Origin of the sequence: Parabacteroides sp. ZJ-118 (assembly GCF_011038785.1) — a bacterium.
In the GTDB taxonomy this organism is placed as follows: domain Bacteria; phylum Bacteroidota; class Bacteroidia; order Bacteroidales; family Tannerellaceae; genus Parabacteroides.
The window spans coordinates 39,344-58,421 of sequence record NZ_JAAKDT010000017.1; the positions used below are offsets into that span (position 1 = coordinate 39,344).

The following is a 19,078-nucleotide window of genomic DNA, read 5'->3' on the forward strand; positions in this document are numbered from 1 at the left end:
TCATAGATCGTGGGGTTTGATGTCTTTAATCATCAGCTGGATAGAGGTGTTGCCGTTGTAGGTGTTCTCCTCCACCGTGTAGCAGATGTTGAAAGGCTTCATTCCCTTGATATGGTCGTTGTACCTGTGCATACCGAAAGCGATGGCATGCATGGGGGTGCTTGAGTTCCCGTCGATCAATTCCAGCTTAAGATGTTCCAGTTCCTTACCTACGAGCTTGCTGGTGCCGTAGTCTTTTACGCCAAGCGAGCAGAACACGGGCTTCTGGTTGTCCGGCCCGAACGGGCTCATCGTCTTCAGGTCGTTCACGAACTTCTGGTTGATCTCCTTCAAGTCTAAAATGGCGTCGATGTCGATCTGCGGGATCAACTGTTCCGGTATGATCTCCTCGGAAGCGATCTTCAAGAAACGCTCGGTGAATGCCTCCAGGTTCTCCTCCCGGAGGGAAAGCCCGGCGGCGTAGGTATGCCCCCCGAAATTCTCCAATAAGTCCCGGCAACCCTCTATCGCCTTGTAAATATCGAAACCTGTCACGGAACGAGCCGATCCGGTGATCAACTCGGACGATTTTGTGAGGACGACCGCCGGGCGGTAGTACTTCTCGGTCAATCGGGAAGCCACGATACCGATTACGCCCTTATGCCATCCTGGGTTATACACCACGATCGCCTTCCGGTCCTCCATGTTCTGGAACTCATCGATGATGGCGTTCGCCTCGTCGGTGATCTTCTTGTCCAATTCCCGGCGTTCCTCGTTGTATTGGTTGATGCTCTCGCTCTTTTCCCGGGCGCTGGCGCTATCCTTGGACAGTAGTAGCTCCACCGCCTCCTTCCCGTTCATCATACGGCCGGAGGCGTTGATACGGGGGCCGATCTTGAAGACGATATCACTGATCGTGATCTCCTTCCCGGTTAATCCGCAGATATCGATGATCCCTTTCAGCCCAAGGCTGGGGTTGTTGTTCAATTGCTTCAGCCCGTAATAGGCGAGTATACGGTTCTCTCCCGTGATCGGGACGATATCCGAGGCGATACTGACCGCCGTCAGCTCCAGCAACTTCTCCAGATCCGAGAACGGGAAATTATTGCTCTTGGCGAATGCCTGCATGAACTTGAATCCCACTCCGCAACCCGATAAATGCTCATACGGATAGATAGAATCTGAGCGCTTGGCATCCAATACGGCGACAGCGTCCGGCAAAGTGGCGTCCGGCATATGGTGGTCACAAATAATAAAGTCGATGCCTTTCTTCTTGGCGTATTCGATCTTCTCGATCGCCTTGATACCGCAATCCAGCGAGATAACCAGCGATACGCCGTTCTCGGCGGCATAATCGATGCCCTTGTAAGAGACACCGTATCCCTCGTCGTATCGATCCGGGATATAGAAATCCAAGGTAGACGAGTAAGGTCTTAAATACTTGAAGACGAGCGACACCGCCGTCGTCCCATCCACGTCGTAATCGCCGTAGATCAAAATCTTTTCTTTATTCCCCAAGGCCTTGTTCAAGCGTCTCACCGCCTTATCCATATCCGGCATAAGGAATGGGTCGTGCAAATCGTTCAAGCTGGGTTTAAAGAATCTATTCGCCTCTTCGATCGAAGTGATACCTCGTTGAACGAGCAAGAGACAGATCACCGGGCTGAATCCCAGTTCAGCCATCAGTTGGTCTCTCTTACGCAACTCTTCTTCTGATGGGGTTTGAAAGTTCCATTTGTTAATCATTATATATTGTTTTTTTTCTTTTTTGCTTGCCTGATACTACGGATGCCTTGTCATCCCTAATCATTCGTATGACAGAGGCGAGACTTCCGCGATATATTTCAACCCGTAAAGTTAGGAATTAAATATGGTATATCCGGTATGGCTTAAAGAAAATAGTTTTTTTGTTATTATTTTTTTGAAGTAGGAGAATGATTCGTACATTTGCCCGCATATTATAAAACACAATGACGGAAGATATTAAAAAGGCTTGCGAGGTGATGGCTGCGGGCGGCATAATACTTTATCCTACAGATACTATCTGGGGAATTGGTTGCGATGCTACCAATGAAAAAGCCGTACAAAGGGTGTACGAGCTGAAGCGAAGGGCGGACAATAAGGCTATGCTGGTCTTGATGGACAGCGAGGCTAAGTTGGATAGGTACGTGCCGGATGTCCCTGATATCGCTTGGGACTTGATTGGCGTGTCTGACAAGCCGTTGACCATCATTTACTCAAGTGCCAAGAACTTGGCGCCAAATCTGTTGGGAGCCGATGGTAGCGTGGGTATCCGCGTTACGAACGAGGAGTTCTCCAAGAGATTGTGCGAGCGCTACCGTAAACCGTTGGTCTCTACTTCCGCCAACGTAAGCGGTGAGCCTTCTCCCGCTAATTTCAGCGAGGTGTCGGAGGTGATCAAGGAGGGTGTGGATTATATCGTGAGTTATCGTCAGGATGACATGCGTAAGGCCGCTCCGTCCGGCATTATCAAGTTAGGAGCCGGTGGGCTTGTGCAGGTAATTAGATAAGGATGAAGAAAAGCGTACAAGCCGGCAAGTATATTGTCTCGGATTTTATAGCGTCGTCGGTAGTCTGGTTATTATTTAACCTGATACGCTATGAAAAGGTGGCGGTGTATGAAGGGTTTGATACCGTCGGGGTCTTTTTGTTGCATATTCTCTCGTTGAAAGGGCAGTTGTTGATCCCGTTTTTCTGGTTCGTATTGTATTGGTTTTCCGGTTATTATAATAAGCCCTTCGGTAAGTCGAGGCTTACCGAGTTGTTCTCTACCCTGGGGAGCGTGTCGATCGGTGTCGTGATATTGTTTTTTGCCTTGGTGCTGAATGACTTGCCCCGTTCCTATCAAGTGTATTATGATATGTTTTTCTCTTTGTGGGGATTGCAGTTCGTCCTGACGTATGCCCCCCGATTATTGATTACGCAGGCCGGGTTACGGAAGATAAAGCGCGGGGAATGGGCGTTGAATGTATTGATGATCGGGGCGGGGAAGAGAGCCGCGTGTATCGCCAGCGACCTGCATGGGTTGGGCTATAATATCGTCGGCTTTGTCTCTGAGTCCCATTTGGAATCTTTGCCGGCGATCGTCGAAGAGAAAAAGGTGGATGAGCTGGTTGTCGCCTTGGAGACGGCAGATAATAGCCGTTTGATGGATATCCTGTACACGTTATATTGCTATAAACGGCCGATCAAGATATTGGCGGATAAGTCCGGCTCATTATCGCGCGTGAAGATCAAGACGATAAAGGGTGTTCCGTTGGTGGACGTGACGGATAACAACTTCTTGCCCATCGAGCAGAATGTAAAGCTCTTTATGGATAAGACGCTCTCCCTGTTTTTCTTGGTGCTCTTATCTCCCTTGTTCCTGTATATCGCTTGGCGGGTGAAGAGGGATTCCCCCGGCCCGGTGTTTTTCAGTCAGGAACGGATCGGATACATGGGCGAGCCTTTCATGATCTATAAATTTCGCACGATGTATACGAACGCCGAGGAGGAAGGCCCGTTGCTCTCTTCCGAGGACGATCGCCGTATCACTCCCTTCGGACGGGTGATGCGGAAATACCGCTTGGACGAGCTGCCCCAGTTCTGGAACGTGCTGAAAGGGGATATGTCGCTGGTCGGCCCTCGTCCGGAACGTAAATACTTCATCGAACGGATCGTGAGGAAAGCCCCCTTCTACTATCTGCTGCATAACGTACGTCCGGGGATCACCTCGTTGGGAATGGTGAAATATGGATATGCCGGCAGCGTGGATGAGATGATCGAGCGCTTGGAATATGATATATTATATTACGAGAATATGTCCTTGATTCTGGACATAACGATTCTTATTTATACAGTTAAGACAGTGTTTACAGGGAAAGGTATTTAAAATGGCAAACGAAGGTTTATTCTATAAATTCTTGTTGTGGCGGGAAAAGCGCGTCAAGGAGAAGCATTTCATCTTGATTATCAGTTTTATCGTGGGGCTTTGTACGGCTGCCGCCGCCATGCTGCTGAAACAGCTGATTCATTTCATACAGCATATGTTGACGGGCGATTTCAACGCTGATGGCGTGAATTACCTCTATTTGCTTTATCCGGTGATCGGGATCCTGTTGGCCGGATTGTTCGTGAAATACATCGTGCGAGATGATATCAGCCACGGCGTGACAAAGATCTTGTATGCCATCTCGCAACGAAAGAGCCGTATCAAGCCGCATAATACATGGACTTCTATCGTAGCCAGTTCCGTTACGATCGGCTTTGGCGGATCGGTCGGGGCGGAGGCTCCTATTGTATTGACAGGGGCGGCTATCGGCTCTAATCTGGGACGGTTGTTCAGGATGGAGCAGAAGACGTTGATGTTACTCGTGGGATGTGGCGCCGCCGGAGCTATCGCCGGTATCTTCAAGGCACCTATCGCCGGGTTGGTGTTCGTGATCGAAGTATTGATGCTGGATCTTACGATGACTTCCGTGCTCCCTTTGCTGATCTCGTCGGTGACGGCGGCTACGATGTCTTATATTTTTACCGGTACCGAGGCCCTGTTTAAGTTCTCTCAGACCGAGGCCTTCGAGATCGGGCGTATTCCCTACGTGCTCTTGCTGGGTGTCTTTTGCGGGCTGGTATCCCTTTATTTTACTCGTGTGATGAACAAGGTGGAAGGGATGTACCGGAAGTTGGGTACGTATTGGAAGCGGTTTATGCTGGGTGGCGTGATGCTGAGTATCTTGATATTCTTGTTTCCGCCGCTCTATGGCGAGGGCTATGATACGATCGGCTCGTTACTGAACGGGCAGTTCTCGCATATCATGGACAAGAGCTTGTTCTATGATCTGAATGACACGTATTTCGGGGTCTTGATCTTCTTGGCCTTGATCTTGCTTACGAAGGTATTCGCTTCCAGCGCCACGAATGCCGGGGGCGGTTGCGGCGGTATTTTCGCTCCTAGTCTGTATCTGGGCTGTATCGCCGGTTTTATCTTCGCGCATACGTCTAATTATTTCCCGTTCACGATGTATATCTCGGAGAAGAATTTCGCTTTGCTGGGCATGGCGGGCATTATGTCTGGGGTGATGCACGCTCCTTTGACTGGTGTTTTTTTGATCGCCGAGCTGACGGGCGGGTATGATTTGTTCCTCCCTTTGATGATCGTCTCGATCAGTTCCTATATCACGATCCTTATGTTCGAGCCTCATAGCATCTACTCCATGCGCTTGGCGCAGAAAGGCGAATTGCTGACGCACCACAAGGATCGGGCGGTGCTTACCTTGCTGCGGGCAGATAGCGTGATCGAGAAAGATTTCCAGGTGGTGTCTCCGGAGATGACGCTGGGCGATATGGTAAAGGTTATTTCCCGAAGCGGACGTAACTCTTTCCCTGTCGTGGACGAGCGGGGCGTGTTACTCGGCATTGTCTTGCTGGATAATATCCGGAATATCATGTTCCGTCCGGAGTTGTATAATCGTTTCCATGTATCGAAGTTCATGGTTTCCGCCCCGGCCAAGATCGTAATCAACACGCCGATGGATCAGATCATGCAGACGTTTGATGACACGAAAGCGTGGAATCTTCCGGTGGTCGATGAGAAGGGGCATTATATCGGCTTTATGTCGAAATCGAAGATATTCAATTCCTACCGGGAAGTCTTGGTCGATAATTTTTCCGGGGACTGACTTGTTACAAACAAATCCAAAATGATTACATATGAGAAAAGCGGATTTACGAATCGTATATATGGGCACTCCCGACTTCGCCGTGGAGAGCCTGCGAGCCTTGGTAGAAGGTGGCTATAAGGTAGTCGGTGTTATTACGATACCGGATAAGCCGATGGGCCGTCACGGCAGCGTGCTACAGCCGAGCGCCGTGAAGCGATATGCCGTGTCGGCAGGCCTTCCGGTCTTGCAGCCCGAGAAGCTGAAGGATGAGGTTTTTTTAGAGGAACTGCGTGCCCTGCGCGCGGACTTGCAGATCGTGGTGGCGTTTCGTATGCTGCCGGAGGTGGTATGGAATATGCCGCGCCTGGGCACTTTTAACCTGCATGCCTCCTTGCTTCCGCAATACCGGGGCGCCGCTCCGATCAACTGGGCGGTTATCAACGGCGATACGGAGACCGGCGTGACTACCTTCTTCCTTACGCATGCGATCGATACGGGTAGGATCATCCGCCAGAGACATCTGCCGATCGACGATACCGATGACGCAGGTACCGTTCATGACGCTTTGATGAAGATGGGGGCGGGGTTGGTTACCGAGACTGTGGATTTGCTGTTGGATGGAAAGACAGACGCCGTTCCTCAAGAGGAATTCTATAAGGATGCTTCCGAGTTGCGCCCAGCACCGAAGATATTCAAGGACACCTGCCGTATCGACTGGAGCCAGCCGGTGAAGAAGATCTATGATTTCATCCGCGGGATTTCTCCTTATCCTGCCGCTTGGACGGAATTGATCTCGACGGATGGCAAGCGTCTGGCCTTAAAGATTTATCAGGCGGAGAAACGTCCGGCGGAGCATGACTTCTCGGTCGGCTCTATCCATACAGATCACAAGTCGTATATCGACGTGGCCGTGCGGGACGGTTTCCTCCGCCTGCGTTCCTTGCAGCTCGCTGGAAAGAGACGGATGGATACGACGGACTTCCTGAATGGCTTCAAGCAAATCGCAGAATATACGGTGGGCTGACCGCCATACCTCCACTGCGTATTGGATTATTATTCATACATTTAATCGTGGGTTTACGACATCCGTAATAGCGCCGTTACGGGTGTCGTAACAACCCGGTCACGATCCCCGTAAGAGGAAGGCCCTATTATTTACTTAGTATCAGTGTGGAAGGCATCTTCTGCAAGGCCTCTTTCCGGTGCTCGGAGACATCATTCCAGGTCTTATAGCTGATCAGCATGAAGTTGAAGCCATTGAACGACTGGGGCGTAAGGTCTTTCTCTCCTAAAAGTGCGGCCTGCTCCACTTCGTTCGCGAACCGCCGGATTCCCTCCCGGATCGCCTCGTGCCCCGGGGTCGTGCCGCTGGATCTGTCAAGTATGCCGACCGAGCCGTGCGTGGACTTCAATAGGATTCGGGCATATCCCAACAGGAACAGATCCTCCCCGGAGTCGATGACCACGATCACGCTCGATGCCTTGACAAAATTCCGGTTCACGAATACGCCCACCGGGCAATGGCTTTGCTCGATAAACATCTTCGTCTTGTCTTTCAGCAAGGCGCCCGGATAAAACCAGGACTCCGGAGCCTTGAGGCGTTTGAAATAACGGTTGTAGAAAGAGGACCGATAGTGGCTCGCCGCTATATCGTCCGGCGTGTCGCTCATCGATATCCCAGAACCAACCAGCAGGAAATCGTACCCCTCGTTGTTTACGATGCTGCAAATATCCATCCCGGCATTGTTCGACACCTCGTAGCGGGTCTGCAGCTGGATACCCAGCTTCTTGGCCCCGTAAAGGATCGGACCGAAGCTGACCTCCTCGAAATTATCCGTGTGCAGTGGGTTTACGTCCGGACCCACCGTCAGGTGCAACGCCGTCAGCTCCAGCTTGTTCTTGCCTTGGGCGAACATCTGGTAGGCCACGTCCAGCATGATCTGCCCGTTCCCGGCCCGTCCGAAAGAGAGCAGTACCTTGAATATCCCTTCTAGCGGCATCCACTCTTTCTGCTCCATCCGCTTATCGTGCGCCCGGTAGCAGAATTTGATGAAGGAGACCAAGGGCGTTGTCATAAAGGTGGTGACCAGTGTCATCAGCACCAAGATCACGAATACGGAAGGTGTCAATATCCCCATCTCGTACCCGATCGTCAACACGACCAGCTCCATCAGCCCGCGGGTGTTCATGAGCGCCCCGATGTAGAGGCTGTCCCTCCAGCTCTCACCCGCGAACCGGGCGGAGAACATCGCCCCCCCGAATTTCCCCGCGATGGCCGCGACAATGAAGATAAGGCATAGCCACCATAATTCGGGTTTGTTTAAAAGACCGATTTCCGTACGTAACCCAGTGGACACGAAGAACAGGGGAAGAAACAGCGCGAGGGATACATCCTCTACTTTCTCGGTCATGATCTTGCGGAACTTGATATTTCCCGGCATCACCACCCCGGCGATAAAAGCGCCGAACAGGGCATGCAGTCCCAATATCTCCGTCAGGTAAGCCGAGGTGATCAACTGCAGGAAGATGAAAGCGACCAACCCCTTGTCGATCACCTCCTTGTTGTGGTAAATATGCCCGATCATCCGCAGGAATGGTCGCACTGCCAAAAACATAAACGCTAGGTAAAGGACCGAGAACAGGATGTTGTAAATGGCGCTTAGCATCGAGCCTGCCTGTGCGATCGCTATGACGACCGCCAGCAAACACCATGCGGTGATGTCCCCATTCGCCGCGCTTGCCAACGAGATGGTACCCAAATGTGTCTTCGTAAGTCCTTTCTCCTGGATAATACGTGCCAATACGGGGAAGGCGGTGATACTCATGGCGATACCGATGAACAGGGCGAAAGAGAGGAAGGGCGTGCTTTTATCCGCGTATTTGCCGTACACGAAATAGGCGGTCAGCATGCCACAAAAGAAGGGGACGATCGTACTGGTATGACTGATTAAAATCGTTTCGTTCAGCTTTTTCCTCACTTCGGAGATATTAAGCTCCATCCCGATAGCGAACATGAAGAGTATCAGCCCGAATTGGCTCAGCATATTTATATTCGCTAACGATTCCGTCGGAAAAAGAAAGGCGGAAACCTCCGGGAATAAATGGCCTAATACGGAAGGCCCCAACACGATTCCCGCGACGATCTCGCCGATGACGGTGGGTTGCCCGATCTTCTGGAATAACCAGCCGAACAAGCGGCACGTAAGCAATATCGTGATGATTTGTAAGAGCAGAATCCCTATGGAAGACTCGATATTATGTACCAATAACTGCGTAAACAGGGTAAATCCCTCTTCTAAATTGCCGGGCGTGTTTTGGATGGACACAATCGAATCCTCCGGTTGCCGACTTTCCCCCTCTTTGGCGATGAGGTACATCAGCGAACCAAAAACGAGGACCATCATCAAGTAAAAGGCTATACTCTTCGTTCCTTTGCTCATCTTCGTACGGTTTACCGCGAATATAAGAAATATCCTAATATTATCAATGGGTATGTTTTTTTCTTTTATCTTTGCCGGGAACCAAATTATAATACATCATGGAGTCTCTAAATCTGATAAAAAATGACCCGTGGCTGGCTCCTTATGAGGCGGCTATAGAAGGCCGGTATCAATACGTGATTGATAAAGAAAAGAGCCTGACGAATAATGGTAAACTCACCTTGTCCGAGATGGCTTCCGGATACCTTTATTTCGGGTTGCACAAAACTGCGAGAGGCTGGGTGTTCCGCGAATGGGCGCCGAATGCCACCGCTATTTATTTGATCGGAACATTCAACAGCTGGCAGAAAGATGATAAATACAAGCTTAAACGTAAGGCGAACGGCGTATGGGAGATCACTTTGACCGATGCGCGGATGCGTCATGAGGATCTGTTCAAGTTGCTGGTCGAGTGGGACGGCGGTAGCGGAGAACGTATTCCCGCATGGATCCGCCGTGTGGTGCAAGATGAGCGATCCAAGATCTTCAGCGCCCAGGTATGGGATCCGGAGAAACCCTATAAATTCAAGAATAAACGATTCAAACCCAAGAAATCCCCCCTTTTGATCTACGAATGCCATATCGGTATGAGCACCCAGGAGGAGAGGGTGGGGACCTATAATGAGTTCCGTCAGAAGGTATTGCCTCGCGTGGCGAAGGATGGTTATAACGCCATTCAGATCATGGCCATACAGGAACATCCCTATTACGGATCGTTCGGCTATCACGTAAGTAGCTTCTTCGCCGCCTCTTCCCGTTTCGGTACGCCGGACGAGTTGAAACAGCTGATCGACGAGGCGCACGGGATGGGTATCGCCGTGATAATGGACATCGTACATAGCCACGCCGTAAAGAACGAGGTGGAGGGATTAGGCCGCTTCGACGGTTCGTATGACCAATATTTCCTGAATGGCGAACGCCGCGAGCATCCGGCATGGGATTCTCTGTGTTTCGATTATGGAAAGAACGAGGTGCTTCATTTTTTATTGTCGAATTGTAAGTTCTGGCTGGAGGAGTATAAGTTCGATGGTTTTCGTTTCGACGGCGTGACTTCCATGCTTTACTACAGCCATGGCTTGGGTGAGGCTTTCTGTAATTACGGCGATTATTTTAATGGACGCCAAGATGGTGACGCGATCGTTTATCTAACCTTGGCCAATAAATTGATCCATGAGGTGAACCCGAGCGCTATAACGATCGCTGAGGAGGTGAGTGGCATGCCGGGCTTGGCCGCTGGGATAGAGGATGGTGGGTATGGCTTTGATTACCGTATGGCTATGAACATCCCGGACTATTGGATCAAGACGATCAAGGAAAAGAAGGATGAGGATTGGCATCCGTCTTCGATCTGGTGGGAGACGACGAACCGCCGTGCCGACGAGAAGACGATCAGTTACGCCGAGAGCCACGATCAAGCCTTGGTGGGTGATAAGACGATCATCTTCCGCCTGATCGACGCCGATATGTATTGGCATATGCAAAAAGATGACCATAATTTTATGGTAGATAGAGGTATCGCCTTGCATAAGATGATTCGTTTGGTTACGGCTTCTACCATTAATGGTGGCTATCTGAACTTCATGGGAAATGAGTTCGGACATCCGGAATGGATCGATTTCCCGCGGGAAGGCAATGGCTGGTCTTATAAATACGCTCGCCGCCAATGGGATTTGGTGGACAACTTGGATTTGAAGTATCACTTCTTGGGCGATTTCGATCGTGAGATGTTGGCATTGATCGCGGACGTGAAGAATTTCCAGGATACCCCTATCCGGAAGGTTTGGGATAATGATGGTGATCAGATACTGGCTTACATGCGTAAAGACTTGGTTTTCGTGTTCAACTTCAGCCCGACGAAATCGTTCACGGATTACGGTTTCTTGGTTCCGAAGGGCGAATATGAGGTCGTATTGAACACCGACGCAACCCGTTTCGGGGGCTTTGGCTTGTCTGATGATACCCTAAGGCATTTCACGCAATTCGACCCGTTATATAAGAAAGAAAAGAAAGAATGGCTGAAACTTTATATCCCGGCACGCAGCGCTGTCGTATTGAGGAAAGTGAAGGTCAAAAAGTAAAACTCTATACACAAAACACGTTATGTTATATCCATTTACATTTAAGCCGATCCTCAAGAAGGTGATTTGGGGCGGTTCAGATATCTGCCCGTTTAAGGGCATTACTCCGGTAGAGAACGGTGTGGGCGAGAGCTGGGAACTTTCTCATGTCGAGGGAAATTATTCGATTGTCGACAATGGTGAGTGGGAAGGTAAGTCTTTGGATGAATTGATCCGTTCTTCCGGCAAGGAATTGCTGGGAGAGAAAGTGATGGAGAGATTCGGGACGACTTTCCCCCTGCTTATTAAGTTTATCGATGCCCGTGATAATTTATCCATTCAAGTTCACCCGGACGATGAGTTAGCGAAAAAACGCCATGACTCTTTCGGTAAGACAGAGATGTGGTATGTGATCAAGGCGGAGAAAGGTGCCGGCCTGTATTCCGGTTTCTCTGAGCAAATCGACGCTGAAGAATACGTGAAACGGGTGGAAAACAATACGATCATGGATGTACTTCAACGTTACGACGTAAACGAAGGTGATGTATTTTTCTTACCGGCAGGACGTGTACACGCAATCGGAGCGGGTTGTTTTATCGCTGAGATCCAGCAGACCAGCAACATCACGTATCGTATTTACGATTACAACCGTAAGGACGCGAATGGCAACGGCCGTGAGTTGCATACGGAGTTAGCGAAAGATGCGATCGATTATACATTGTATCCGGATTATCGCACTCACTACAAAGGCCATACAAATGCCACGGTCGAGTTGGCGGACTGTACGTATTTCACGACAAACCTTTTGGATCTGGATACGATTATGGTTCGTAATTTCTCGGAACTGGATTCTTTTGTCGTTTACATCTGTATGGCAGGCAAGGCTTCCATCCGCGACAATAAAGGAAATGAGATCTTTGTGCACCAAGGGCAAACCATCCTGATCCCCGCTGACACGGAGGTCGTAACCCTCTCTCCGGCTCCGGGCGCTAAGTTCATGGAGACTTATATCGGTCAATAAGGCCGGTCCGCTGAAATAATAATGAAGGCGGGAACACGAAGTTTCCGCCTTTTTCAGTAGGGTTTTCCCATAATGAAACTTTTCGTATTACTATAGCAATGGAAGTAGATGATTTACCAATAGCGTTAGAAGTAGCGAACGCACTTAAATCAGGACACCTAATGATGGGTACGGCAGAGAGTTGTACAGGTGGAAAGATCGCCAGCCTGATAACCTCCATGGCGGGCAGCTCGGAATACTTCAATGGGGGTGTGGTAGCCTATTGCAACGAGGTGAAACGCCATGTGCTCGGTGTCTCCGAGGCGGACTTGAATATGTACGGCGCCGTAAGCCAACCGGTCGTGGAACAGATGGCCCGTGGGGCTATGCGGGTATTGGGATGTGATTGTGCCGTCGCTACCTCTGGGATCGCCGGGCCGGGAGGCGGGACTCCCTCGAAACCGGTAGGAACGGTATGGATTGCCGCCGCTTATAAGGAGAGGATTCTCTCCGAGTGCTGTCATTTCGGGGAGAATCCTCGTAGGGAGAACATTCGCTTGTCGGCAGAGGCGGCGCTGCGTATGTTACTCGGATTGATTCGTGAGTAAAGGGACCGCTTAATGAGCGATCTCGTCCACGATTTGTTTATAGCCTTCCTCGTTCGGGTGTAATCCGTCCGAGAATAAGGATTCGTTTATCTTGCCGTCTTCCCGGAGCAACTTCGTACCCGGGTCCTTGAACGTATACCATCCGGTCTCGGCCATTTGACGGATGCGGAGATTGAGGTGCCTTACCCGTTCTTCTTGGTCGCGGCGGGGCAAGATGCCGATTACCTTGATCTCGGCCTCCGGCTGCTGTTGCCTGATGGCGGAAAGCAAGAAGCGAAGACCTTCTACGATCTCGTTGTCATTGTTGATCCCGATGTTGTTCGTGCCGATCATCAATACGACTTCCTCGGCCTTATATCCATCCAATTCTCCGTGATAAACTCTCCAAAGTACATTTTCGATCCTGTCCCATCCATATCCGAGATTGTGGAATCCGGCCGGGCGCATGATTTTCTCCCAGGTCTCTATACCTCGCACGGACGGTCCTTTGGGCTCTCCTCCCCAGAAATGCGTGATGGAATTACCTAGGATCACCCTTCGAGGCGGGTTACTCTGATTCAGCGAGAGAATATCCCGATGACGTTTTTGCCATTCGTAATTATTGGGTTCCCGGCGCTGGGTGACAGGCCTTGTAGTAGAGAGATCTCCTTGGGGGACGCGTAATATTTCCCGTACTTTTCGCTCTACGGCCTTCGCCTGTGTTTCCATGCCCCAATCGGAAGGATGGACGTAATCTACCCAAGCGTCCGGGCGCAGTCCCAGCTCTTCTCGTGAAAGGTAGTAGATCTCCTTTATCCCTTGCGCCTGCAACTCTTCGAAAGCCTTTTTAGCTCCTTCGTTCATGCGTGTATAATCTTGTAACTTCGTATCGTCGGCGAGCGCGTTGCTATATCCGGCATGCTCCACCAATAAGATCGGAGAGGAGTGGGTGGCACGTATTTGCTTGACTGCGTCCGATATGAGTCGCGAGATCTCTTCTTTGCTCTTTGGCGTGAGGTTGGGCAGGCAGTCGAGGATATAAAGGCGTGCGTCTATCTCACAAATAAAATCCAATACCTCTTTCTCTAAACGTCCGTTACCGGAGAAGCCCAGGTTGATAAGCGGATATCCCAAAGAACGCCGCAAGATCGTGCTCCAAGTCATGCCCGGGCGAGAAGCGCATGCGCCTTGGGCGATCGAGGTCCCGTATAAGAGAATCGGTTTCTCGGGCGATACGGGGATAAACGTAAGCTCATCGTTCTCGGGCACGCCGATTTCCAACCACTTTGTCGTATTATAAGGAGGTAGGTAGAGGCGGAACTCATAGCCCCTGTCATGATATATATCTTTGCCTATGTTCGTATAATGGTATTGAAGCGTATCGCCGGAAGGATAACCGCCGAAATAAAATCTCCATTGGCCGTCACTATCGATACTATATAGATCTACACCGGATACGCCTGTCGTGGGCATATGCGGCATATTCAGCGGTCCGCTTACTTGATAGCGTACTTTCAGTTCAGGGGCGTTGCTGAAAAAGTGAATCGCCAAACCGGCGGAGTTACGGGATAAATCCCATACGGGTTTACGTACCTTGCCTTCGGCTCTTTGGGGAAGCCGGACATAGCTGTCTCCGATCTCTTCGCTCCATCCTTGGTTTTGTATGACAGGAAATCCGCATTCGAGCGGGTTGAGCCATTTCCATTGCGCGTGGGCGGAAAGAGTCGTGAAACATACGAGCGTTAAGAAGATTTTGTGAAGTCTCATCATTCCGGTATTACTTTGTTACAAGTATGACAAAGATAATGTATATATTTGTATTCATAAACAAACATAAATCCATAAATCATGAGTAAAAATATTTTATTCGCTTTTCTCTTTTTAATGGGCGCTATCCCGTCGATCGCTCAAAAGAATTATCAGGTCCAGTCTCCGAACCGGGACATAAAGGTGGAGGTTACGGTAGCCGATAAAGTCACTTTCACCATCGCGCAGGATCATTCGGAGGTGATGAATTCTGCCGTTTCTATGACTTTACAGGGAGGTGAGGTACTTGGCGCTAACCCGAAAGTCTCGAAAGTGACGAAGACCTCGGTGGATAAGGAAATACCTTCCCCGTTCTATAAGAAAGATGTAGTAAAGGATATCTATAATGAGATGCAAATCTCGTTTCGGGGAGACTACGGATTGGTGTTCAGGGTTTATAACGATGGCGTCGCTTACCGTTTCACGACGAAAAAAAAGGGATCGATCGTTGTCGCCGACGAGGAGGCTGTCTATACCTTTCCCTCGGATTATAAGACATTCACCGCTTACGTGAATAGTACAAAGCCGACGTTCGAGGAGCAATTCTTCAACTCCTTCGAGCAGCCCTACGTAAACGAGACGATCACAAACCTGAATGATAAACGCTTGAAGATCCTGCCTCTTTTGGTGGATCTGGGAGATGGTCGCAAGATCTGTATCACGGAAGCCGATCTAGAGGATTTCCCCGGGATGTTCTTGAATAACGAGACGGGAAAACCTTCCTTGAAAGCGGTTCATGCGCCTTACCCGAAAGTGAAGGAGCAAGGTGGCCATAATCAGTTACAGATGTTGGTGAAAGAGCGTGAGAACTATATCGCCAAAACATCCGGAACCCGTTCTTTCCCTTGGCGTGCGTTTATAATCTCCCGGAATGATAAGGAGTTGGCCGATTGTGATATGGTCTACCGTCTGGCTTCTCCCTCCCGGGTAAGCGATATCTCTTGGATCAAGCCGGGTAAAGTGGCTTGGGATTGGTGGAACGATTGGAATCTATACGGCGTGGATTTCCGTGCGGGAATCAATAATCCCACCTACAAGTATTATATAGACTTCGCCGCCCAGCATGGTATTGAGTACGTAATCTTGGATGAGGGATGGGCCGTGAACCTGCAAGCGGACATGATGCAAGTGATACCGGAGATCGATCTTCAAGAATTGGTGGATTACGGTAAGTCCAAGAATGTCGGTATTATCCTTTGGGCAGGTTATTGGGCCTTCGCCCGTGATATGGAGAATGTCGTGAAGCATTATTCGGATATGGGCGTGAGAGGCTTCAAGGTGGATTTCCTGGATCGTGACGATCAGGAAATGGTGAACTTTGTCTACAAAGCCTCCGAGGTATGCGCGAAATATAAGATGCTCGTGGATTTCCATGGTGTATTCAAGCCGACAGGTCTTCAACGGACCTATCCGAACGTGTTGAACTATGAGGGAGTGAACGGATTGGAGCAAGTGAAGTGGTCTTCCGAGAAGGAGTTCGATATGGTGACGTATGATGTCACGATCCCGTTTATCCGTATGATCGCCGGCCCGATGGATTATACGCAAGGTGCTATGCGTAACGCCGCCAGAGGTAATCATCGGCCGGTAAACTCGGAGCCGATGAGCCAAGGGACCCGTTGCCGCCAGTTGGCTACTTACGTGATCTTCGAGTCTCCTTTCAACATGTTGTGCGATGCCCCGTCTAATTACAGGAGGGAAAAGGAATGTACGGATTTTATCGCTCATATACCCACCATCTGGGATGAGACGGTCGCGTTGGATGGAAAAGTTTCCGAGTATGTGGCGATCGCCCGCCGTCATGGTAATGCTTGGTATATCGGAGCCTTGACCAATTGGACACCGAGGGAGCTGGATTTAGATTTGTCTTTCTTGGGCGAAGGTGACTATACCTTGGAATTATTTAAGGATGGCATAAACGCCGATCGTGCCGCCTGCGATTATAAGAAAGAGATAATCCCCGTGCCGGCAGATCGCAAGTTGAGGATCCATATGGCTCCCGGTGGTGGCTACGCGGCTCGTATCCAGAAACGATAATCCTTCTATCGTCTAAAGTGATCCTGCCACTCGTCGAATAAACGCTTGCGCTCATAGGCGCAGGCGTTGTTTGGATCACCTTAGGACACATCCCTGAACTTTATGCGTATATTCGCGCCTTAATCCAGAGAAAATGATATGAAGAATAGTATTCCTTTAGGGTTTATCCGGATCTTTGTTTTACTTGTATGCCTGGCCTCGTGCGGTAGCGTGAAACAACAAAAAGTAGCTTTGCCTGCCGATTTCAAGGGGCCGAAGGAGTTGGCTCGCTTATATGGGGTGCGTATCACACCGGAAGATAATATATTCTTGTACAACGAGGGAGCCCGTTGGTTGGGTGTACGTCATAAATTGGGAGGAAGCACGAAACGGGGCGTGGATTGCTCCGGTTTCGTGTCGATCGTTTATCGGGAGGTGTACGGAAAACAGCTGGCCCGTTCATCGGCGGATATGCTGAAGTATAATTGCAAGAAAGTGAGTCGTGGCAAGTTACAGGAAGGAGATCTGGTCTTTTTCAAGACGAGCCGTGGCGGGAAGCGTGGCGTTCCGAATCACGTGGGGATTTACTTGAAAAATGGGCGCTTCATCCATACCAGCACTTCTAGCGGCGTGATGGTAAGTAACCTTAGCGAACCCTATTATACAAGAACTTGGTTAACGGGTGGTAGGGTAAAATAAAATTACTAAATTCGCGCCTTAGAAAAACTATTATAAGCATAAATAGAATATGTTGACAATCAAATTAATCACTGAAAACACGGATGCTGTGATCCGTGGATTGGAAAAGAAACATTTCAAGGGTGCGAAAGAAAGCATCGATAAAGTGTTGGAATTAAATGATAAAAGACGTGTCGCGCAAAATCAATTAGATAAGAACCTGGCGGAGGTAAACGCAACTTCGAAGTCGATCGGACAATTAATGAAAGAGGGCAAGCGGGAAGAGGCGGAGGCCGCCAAGAAACATGTTTCCGAGATCAAGGAGGTGAGCAAGGCTTTGCAGGCTGAGATGGATCAGGCTGCCGAGGAGCTGCGGAACCTGCTTTATACGATCCCGAACGTACCTTATGATGAGGTGCCCGAGGGTGCCTCCGCTGAGGACAATGTGGTAGAGAAAATGGGAGGTATGGAAACGGAACTTCCGAAGAACGCTCTTCCGCACTGGGAATTGGCAAAGAAATATGATTTGATTGATTTCGATCTGGGTGTTAAGATCACGGGCGCTGGTTTCCCGGTTTATAAAGGACAGGGCGCTCGTTTGCAGCGTGCGTTGATCAATTTCTTCCTGGATGAGGCCCGTGACGCCGGTTACTCGGAGATCATGCCGCCTACGGTGGTGAACTCGGCCTCCGGTTATGGTACGGGACAGCTTCCGGATAAAGAGGGACAGATGTATCATTGCGAGGTGGACGATTTATATTTGATCCCGACCGCGGAGGTGCCCGTGACAAATATTTACCGGGATGTCATTCTGGATGAGAAGCAGTTGCCGGTTAAGAATTGCGCTTATACACAATGTTTCCGTCGTGAGGCAGGTTCCTATGGCAAGGATGTACGCGGTTTGAATCGTTTGCATGAATTCTCTAAGGTGGAGTTGGTTCGGATCGATAAACCGGAACACTCCAGGCAATCTCACCAAGAGATGTTGAATCATGTGGAGGGATTGCTTCAGAAATTGGAGTTGCCGTATCGCATCCTTCGTCTTTGTGGTGGCGATATGAGTTTCACGGCTGCTCTTTGCTTTGATTTCGAGGTGTATTCCGAGGCACAACAACGCTGGTTGGAAGTTAGCTCCGTGTCCAACTTCGATACGTATCAAGCCAACCGCTTGAAATGCCGCTATCGTGACGAGAATAAGAAAACGCAGCTTTGCCATACCTTGAATGGCAGCGCCTTAGCCTTGCCTCGTATCGTAGCCGCCTTATTGGAAAACAACCAAACCCCCGAAGGCATCCGCGTCCCGAAAGCGTTGATCCCTTACACCGGGTTTGATAGGATCAAATAAGAATGAGTGAGGCCATGTCGGGATGCCGTTATATGCGACACAGGCCTCCTGAGCCGCTTGAAGCATCAGTCAATTTGCGAGACGGGGTCGTACGCTAGCTACTTGACATTTTGTAAACGGAAGTCCCGGAGAGTCGATTATTCCGGGGCAAGGGACAAGGCCTCTTCAATTCTACGTTAAAATATATTTAATCGGTTTATCTTTAGATGGATACCGGGAAATGCCCTTTCGTTCTAGCGAAAATCATTCATCCGAATGCGTATCCATTGACCTTTTTGGGCGATTCCATTGGGTTACGACTGGGTTCTGACGGGGTTACGATGCCCATTCACGGCTGTTTACAACGTAAGCGTCCAAGCACAGCCTGAGTAAAACCGACTACATTCGCGGCTGTAACATTAATCTTGATAAATTATGTATTACAGCAACGAAGATTTTGAAAACTTTTACATTCGCTACAAGGCGGAGGGT

The 19,078-nt window shown here is 49.7% G+C and carries 13 protein-coding genes; 10 read left to right on the plus strand and 3 right to left on the minus strand.

Features of this window, described 5'->3' with window-relative positions; genetic code table 11:
- Window positions 1–1,725, minus strand: a complete 1,725-nt coding sequence (recJ, locus tag G7Y39_RS06405) for a single-stranded-DNA-specific exonuclease RecJ (protein ID WP_165156199.1) — start codon at window positions 1,723–1,725, stop codon at window positions 1–3.
- A 224-nt stretch (window positions 1,726–1,949) separates the two neighbouring features.
- Here recJ and G7Y39_RS06410 point away from each other — a divergent pair, with 224 nt between their 5' ends.
- From G7Y39_RS06410 to fmt, 4 genes are read left to right on the plus strand one after another with little or no spacing between them, the layout of a single operon-like run.
- Entirely contained in the window at window positions 1,950–2,510 is a 561-nt protein-coding gene (locus G7Y39_RS06410; protein WP_165156201.1) for an L-threonylcarbamoyladenylate synthase, read from the plus strand.
- 2 nt (window positions 2,511–2,512) lie between these two features.
- Complete coding sequence (locus G7Y39_RS06415; RefSeq protein WP_165156203.1) at window positions 2,513–3,871, plus strand: sugar transferase; 1,359 nt, start codon at window positions 2,513–2,515, stop codon at window positions 3,869–3,871.
- Between the two features lies 1 nt (window position 3,872).
- Entirely contained in the window at window positions 3,873–5,657 is a 1,785-nt protein-coding gene (locus tag G7Y39_RS06420) for a chloride channel protein (protein WP_165156205.1), read from the plus strand.
- A 31-nt stretch (window positions 5,658–5,688) separates the two neighbouring features.
- Complete coding sequence (gene fmt, locus G7Y39_RS06425) at window positions 5,689–6,663, plus strand: methionyl-tRNA formyltransferase (protein ID WP_165156207.1); 975 nt, start codon at window positions 5,689–5,691, stop codon at window positions 6,661–6,663.
- A 127-nt stretch (window positions 6,664–6,790) separates the two neighbouring features.
- Here the strand turns inward: fmt and G7Y39_RS06430 are convergent, their stop codons facing one another.
- Window positions 6,791–9,079 (minus strand): cation:proton antiporter, encoded by a 2,289-nt coding sequence (locus G7Y39_RS06430; protein WP_165156209.1) that lies wholly within the window; start codon window positions 9,077–9,079, stop codon window positions 6,791–6,793.
- Between the two features lie 98 nt (window positions 9,080–9,177).
- On the opposite strand from G7Y39_RS06430, the gene G7Y39_RS06435 reads away from it, so the two are divergent.
- The 3 genes from G7Y39_RS06435 (at window position 9,178) to G7Y39_RS06445 (ending at window position 12,783) form a co-directional block, all read left to right on the plus strand.
- Window positions 9,178–11,196, plus strand: coding sequence for an alpha amylase C-terminal domain-containing protein (locus G7Y39_RS06435; protein WP_165156211.1), 2,019 nt, complete (start codon window positions 9,178–9,180; stop codon window positions 11,194–11,196).
- A gap of 22 nt (window positions 11,197–11,218) precedes the next feature.
- Window positions 11,219–12,196, plus strand: a complete 978-nt coding sequence (locus G7Y39_RS06440; RefSeq protein ID WP_165156213.1) for a type I phosphomannose isomerase catalytic subunit — start codon at window positions 11,219–11,221, stop codon at window positions 12,194–12,196.
- 98 nt (window positions 12,197–12,294) lie between these two features.
- A complete protein-coding gene (locus tag G7Y39_RS06445; RefSeq protein ID WP_165156215.1) occupies window positions 12,295–12,783 on the plus strand; it encodes a CinA family protein in 489 nt (162 codons plus the stop codon).
- Window positions 12,784–12,792: 9 nt separating this feature from the next.
- Here G7Y39_RS06445 and G7Y39_RS06450 read toward each other — a convergent pair whose 3' ends face one another.
- Entirely contained in the window at window positions 12,793–14,532 is a 1,740-nt protein-coding gene (locus G7Y39_RS06450) for an SGNH/GDSL hydrolase family protein (RefSeq protein ID WP_165156217.1), read from the minus strand.
- A gap of 78 nt (window positions 14,533–14,610) precedes the next feature.
- On the opposite strand from G7Y39_RS06450, the gene G7Y39_RS06455 reads away from it, so the two are divergent.
- The 3 genes from G7Y39_RS06455 (at window position 14,611) to serS (ending at window position 18,607) form a co-directional block, all read left to right on the plus strand.
- On the plus strand, window positions 14,611–16,605 hold the full coding sequence (locus tag G7Y39_RS06455; RefSeq protein ID WP_165156219.1) for a glycoside hydrolase family 97 protein: 1,995 nt from the start codon (window positions 14,611–14,613) through the stop codon (window positions 16,603–16,605).
- A 138-nt stretch (window positions 16,606–16,743) separates the two neighbouring features.
- A complete protein-coding gene (locus G7Y39_RS06460) occupies window positions 16,744–17,283 on the plus strand; it encodes an NlpC/P60 family protein (RefSeq protein ID WP_165156221.1) in 540 nt (179 codons plus the stop codon).
- Between the two features lie 49 nt (window positions 17,284–17,332).
- Complete coding sequence (gene serS / locus G7Y39_RS06465) at window positions 17,333–18,607, plus strand: serine--tRNA ligase (protein WP_165156223.1); 1,275 nt, start codon at window positions 17,333–17,335, stop codon at window positions 18,605–18,607.
- Window positions 18,608–19,078: the final 471 nt, after the last annotated feature.

Excerpts from the sequence above, each read along its gene's own strand:
- serS (WP_165156223.1), top strand. The coding sequence starts at position 17,333 with ATGTTGACAATCAAATTAATCACTGAAAACACGGATGCTGTGATCCGT.
- G7Y39_RS06455 (WP_165156219.1), top strand. The coding sequence starts at position 14,611 with ATGAGTAAAAATATTTTATTCGCTTTTCTCTTTTTAATGGGCGCTATC.
- G7Y39_RS06410 (WP_165156201.1), top strand. The coding sequence starts at position 1,950 with ATGACGGAAGATATTAAAAAGGCTTGCGAGGTGATGGCTGCGGGCGGC.
- G7Y39_RS06435 (WP_165156211.1), top strand. The coding sequence starts at position 9,178 with ATGGAGTCTCTAAATCTGATAAAAAATGACCCGTGGCTGGCTCCTTAT.
- fmt (WP_165156207.1), top strand. The coding sequence starts at position 5,689 with ATGAGAAAAGCGGATTTACGAATCGTATATATGGGCACTCCCGACTTC.
- G7Y39_RS06420 (WP_165156205.1), top strand. The coding sequence starts at position 3,873 with ATGGCAAACGAAGGTTTATTCTATAAATTCTTGTTGTGGCGGGAAAAG.
- G7Y39_RS06450 (WP_165156217.1), bottom strand. The coding sequence starts at position 14,532 with ATGATGAGACTTCACAAAATCTTCTTAACGCTCGTATGTTTCACGACT.
- recJ (WP_165156199.1), bottom strand. The coding sequence starts at position 1,725 with ATGATTAACAAATGGAACTTTCAAACCCCATCAGAAGAAGAGTTGCGT.
- G7Y39_RS06445 (WP_165156215.1), top strand. The coding sequence starts at position 12,295 with ATGGAAGTAGATGATTTACCAATAGCGTTAGAAGTAGCGAACGCACTT.
- G7Y39_RS06415 (WP_165156203.1), top strand. The coding sequence starts at position 2,513 with ATGAAGAAAAGCGTACAAGCCGGCAAGTATATTGTCTCGGATTTTATA.
- G7Y39_RS06440 (WP_165156213.1), top strand. The coding sequence starts at position 11,219 with ATGTTATATCCATTTACATTTAAGCCGATCCTCAAGAAGGTGATTTGG.
- G7Y39_RS06430 (WP_165156209.1), bottom strand. The coding sequence starts at position 9,079 with ATGAGCAAAGGAACGAAGAGTATAGCCTTTTACTTGATGATGGTCCTC.
- G7Y39_RS06460 (WP_165156221.1), top strand. The coding sequence starts at position 16,744 with ATGAAGAATAGTATTCCTTTAGGGTTTATCCGGATCTTTGTTTTACTT.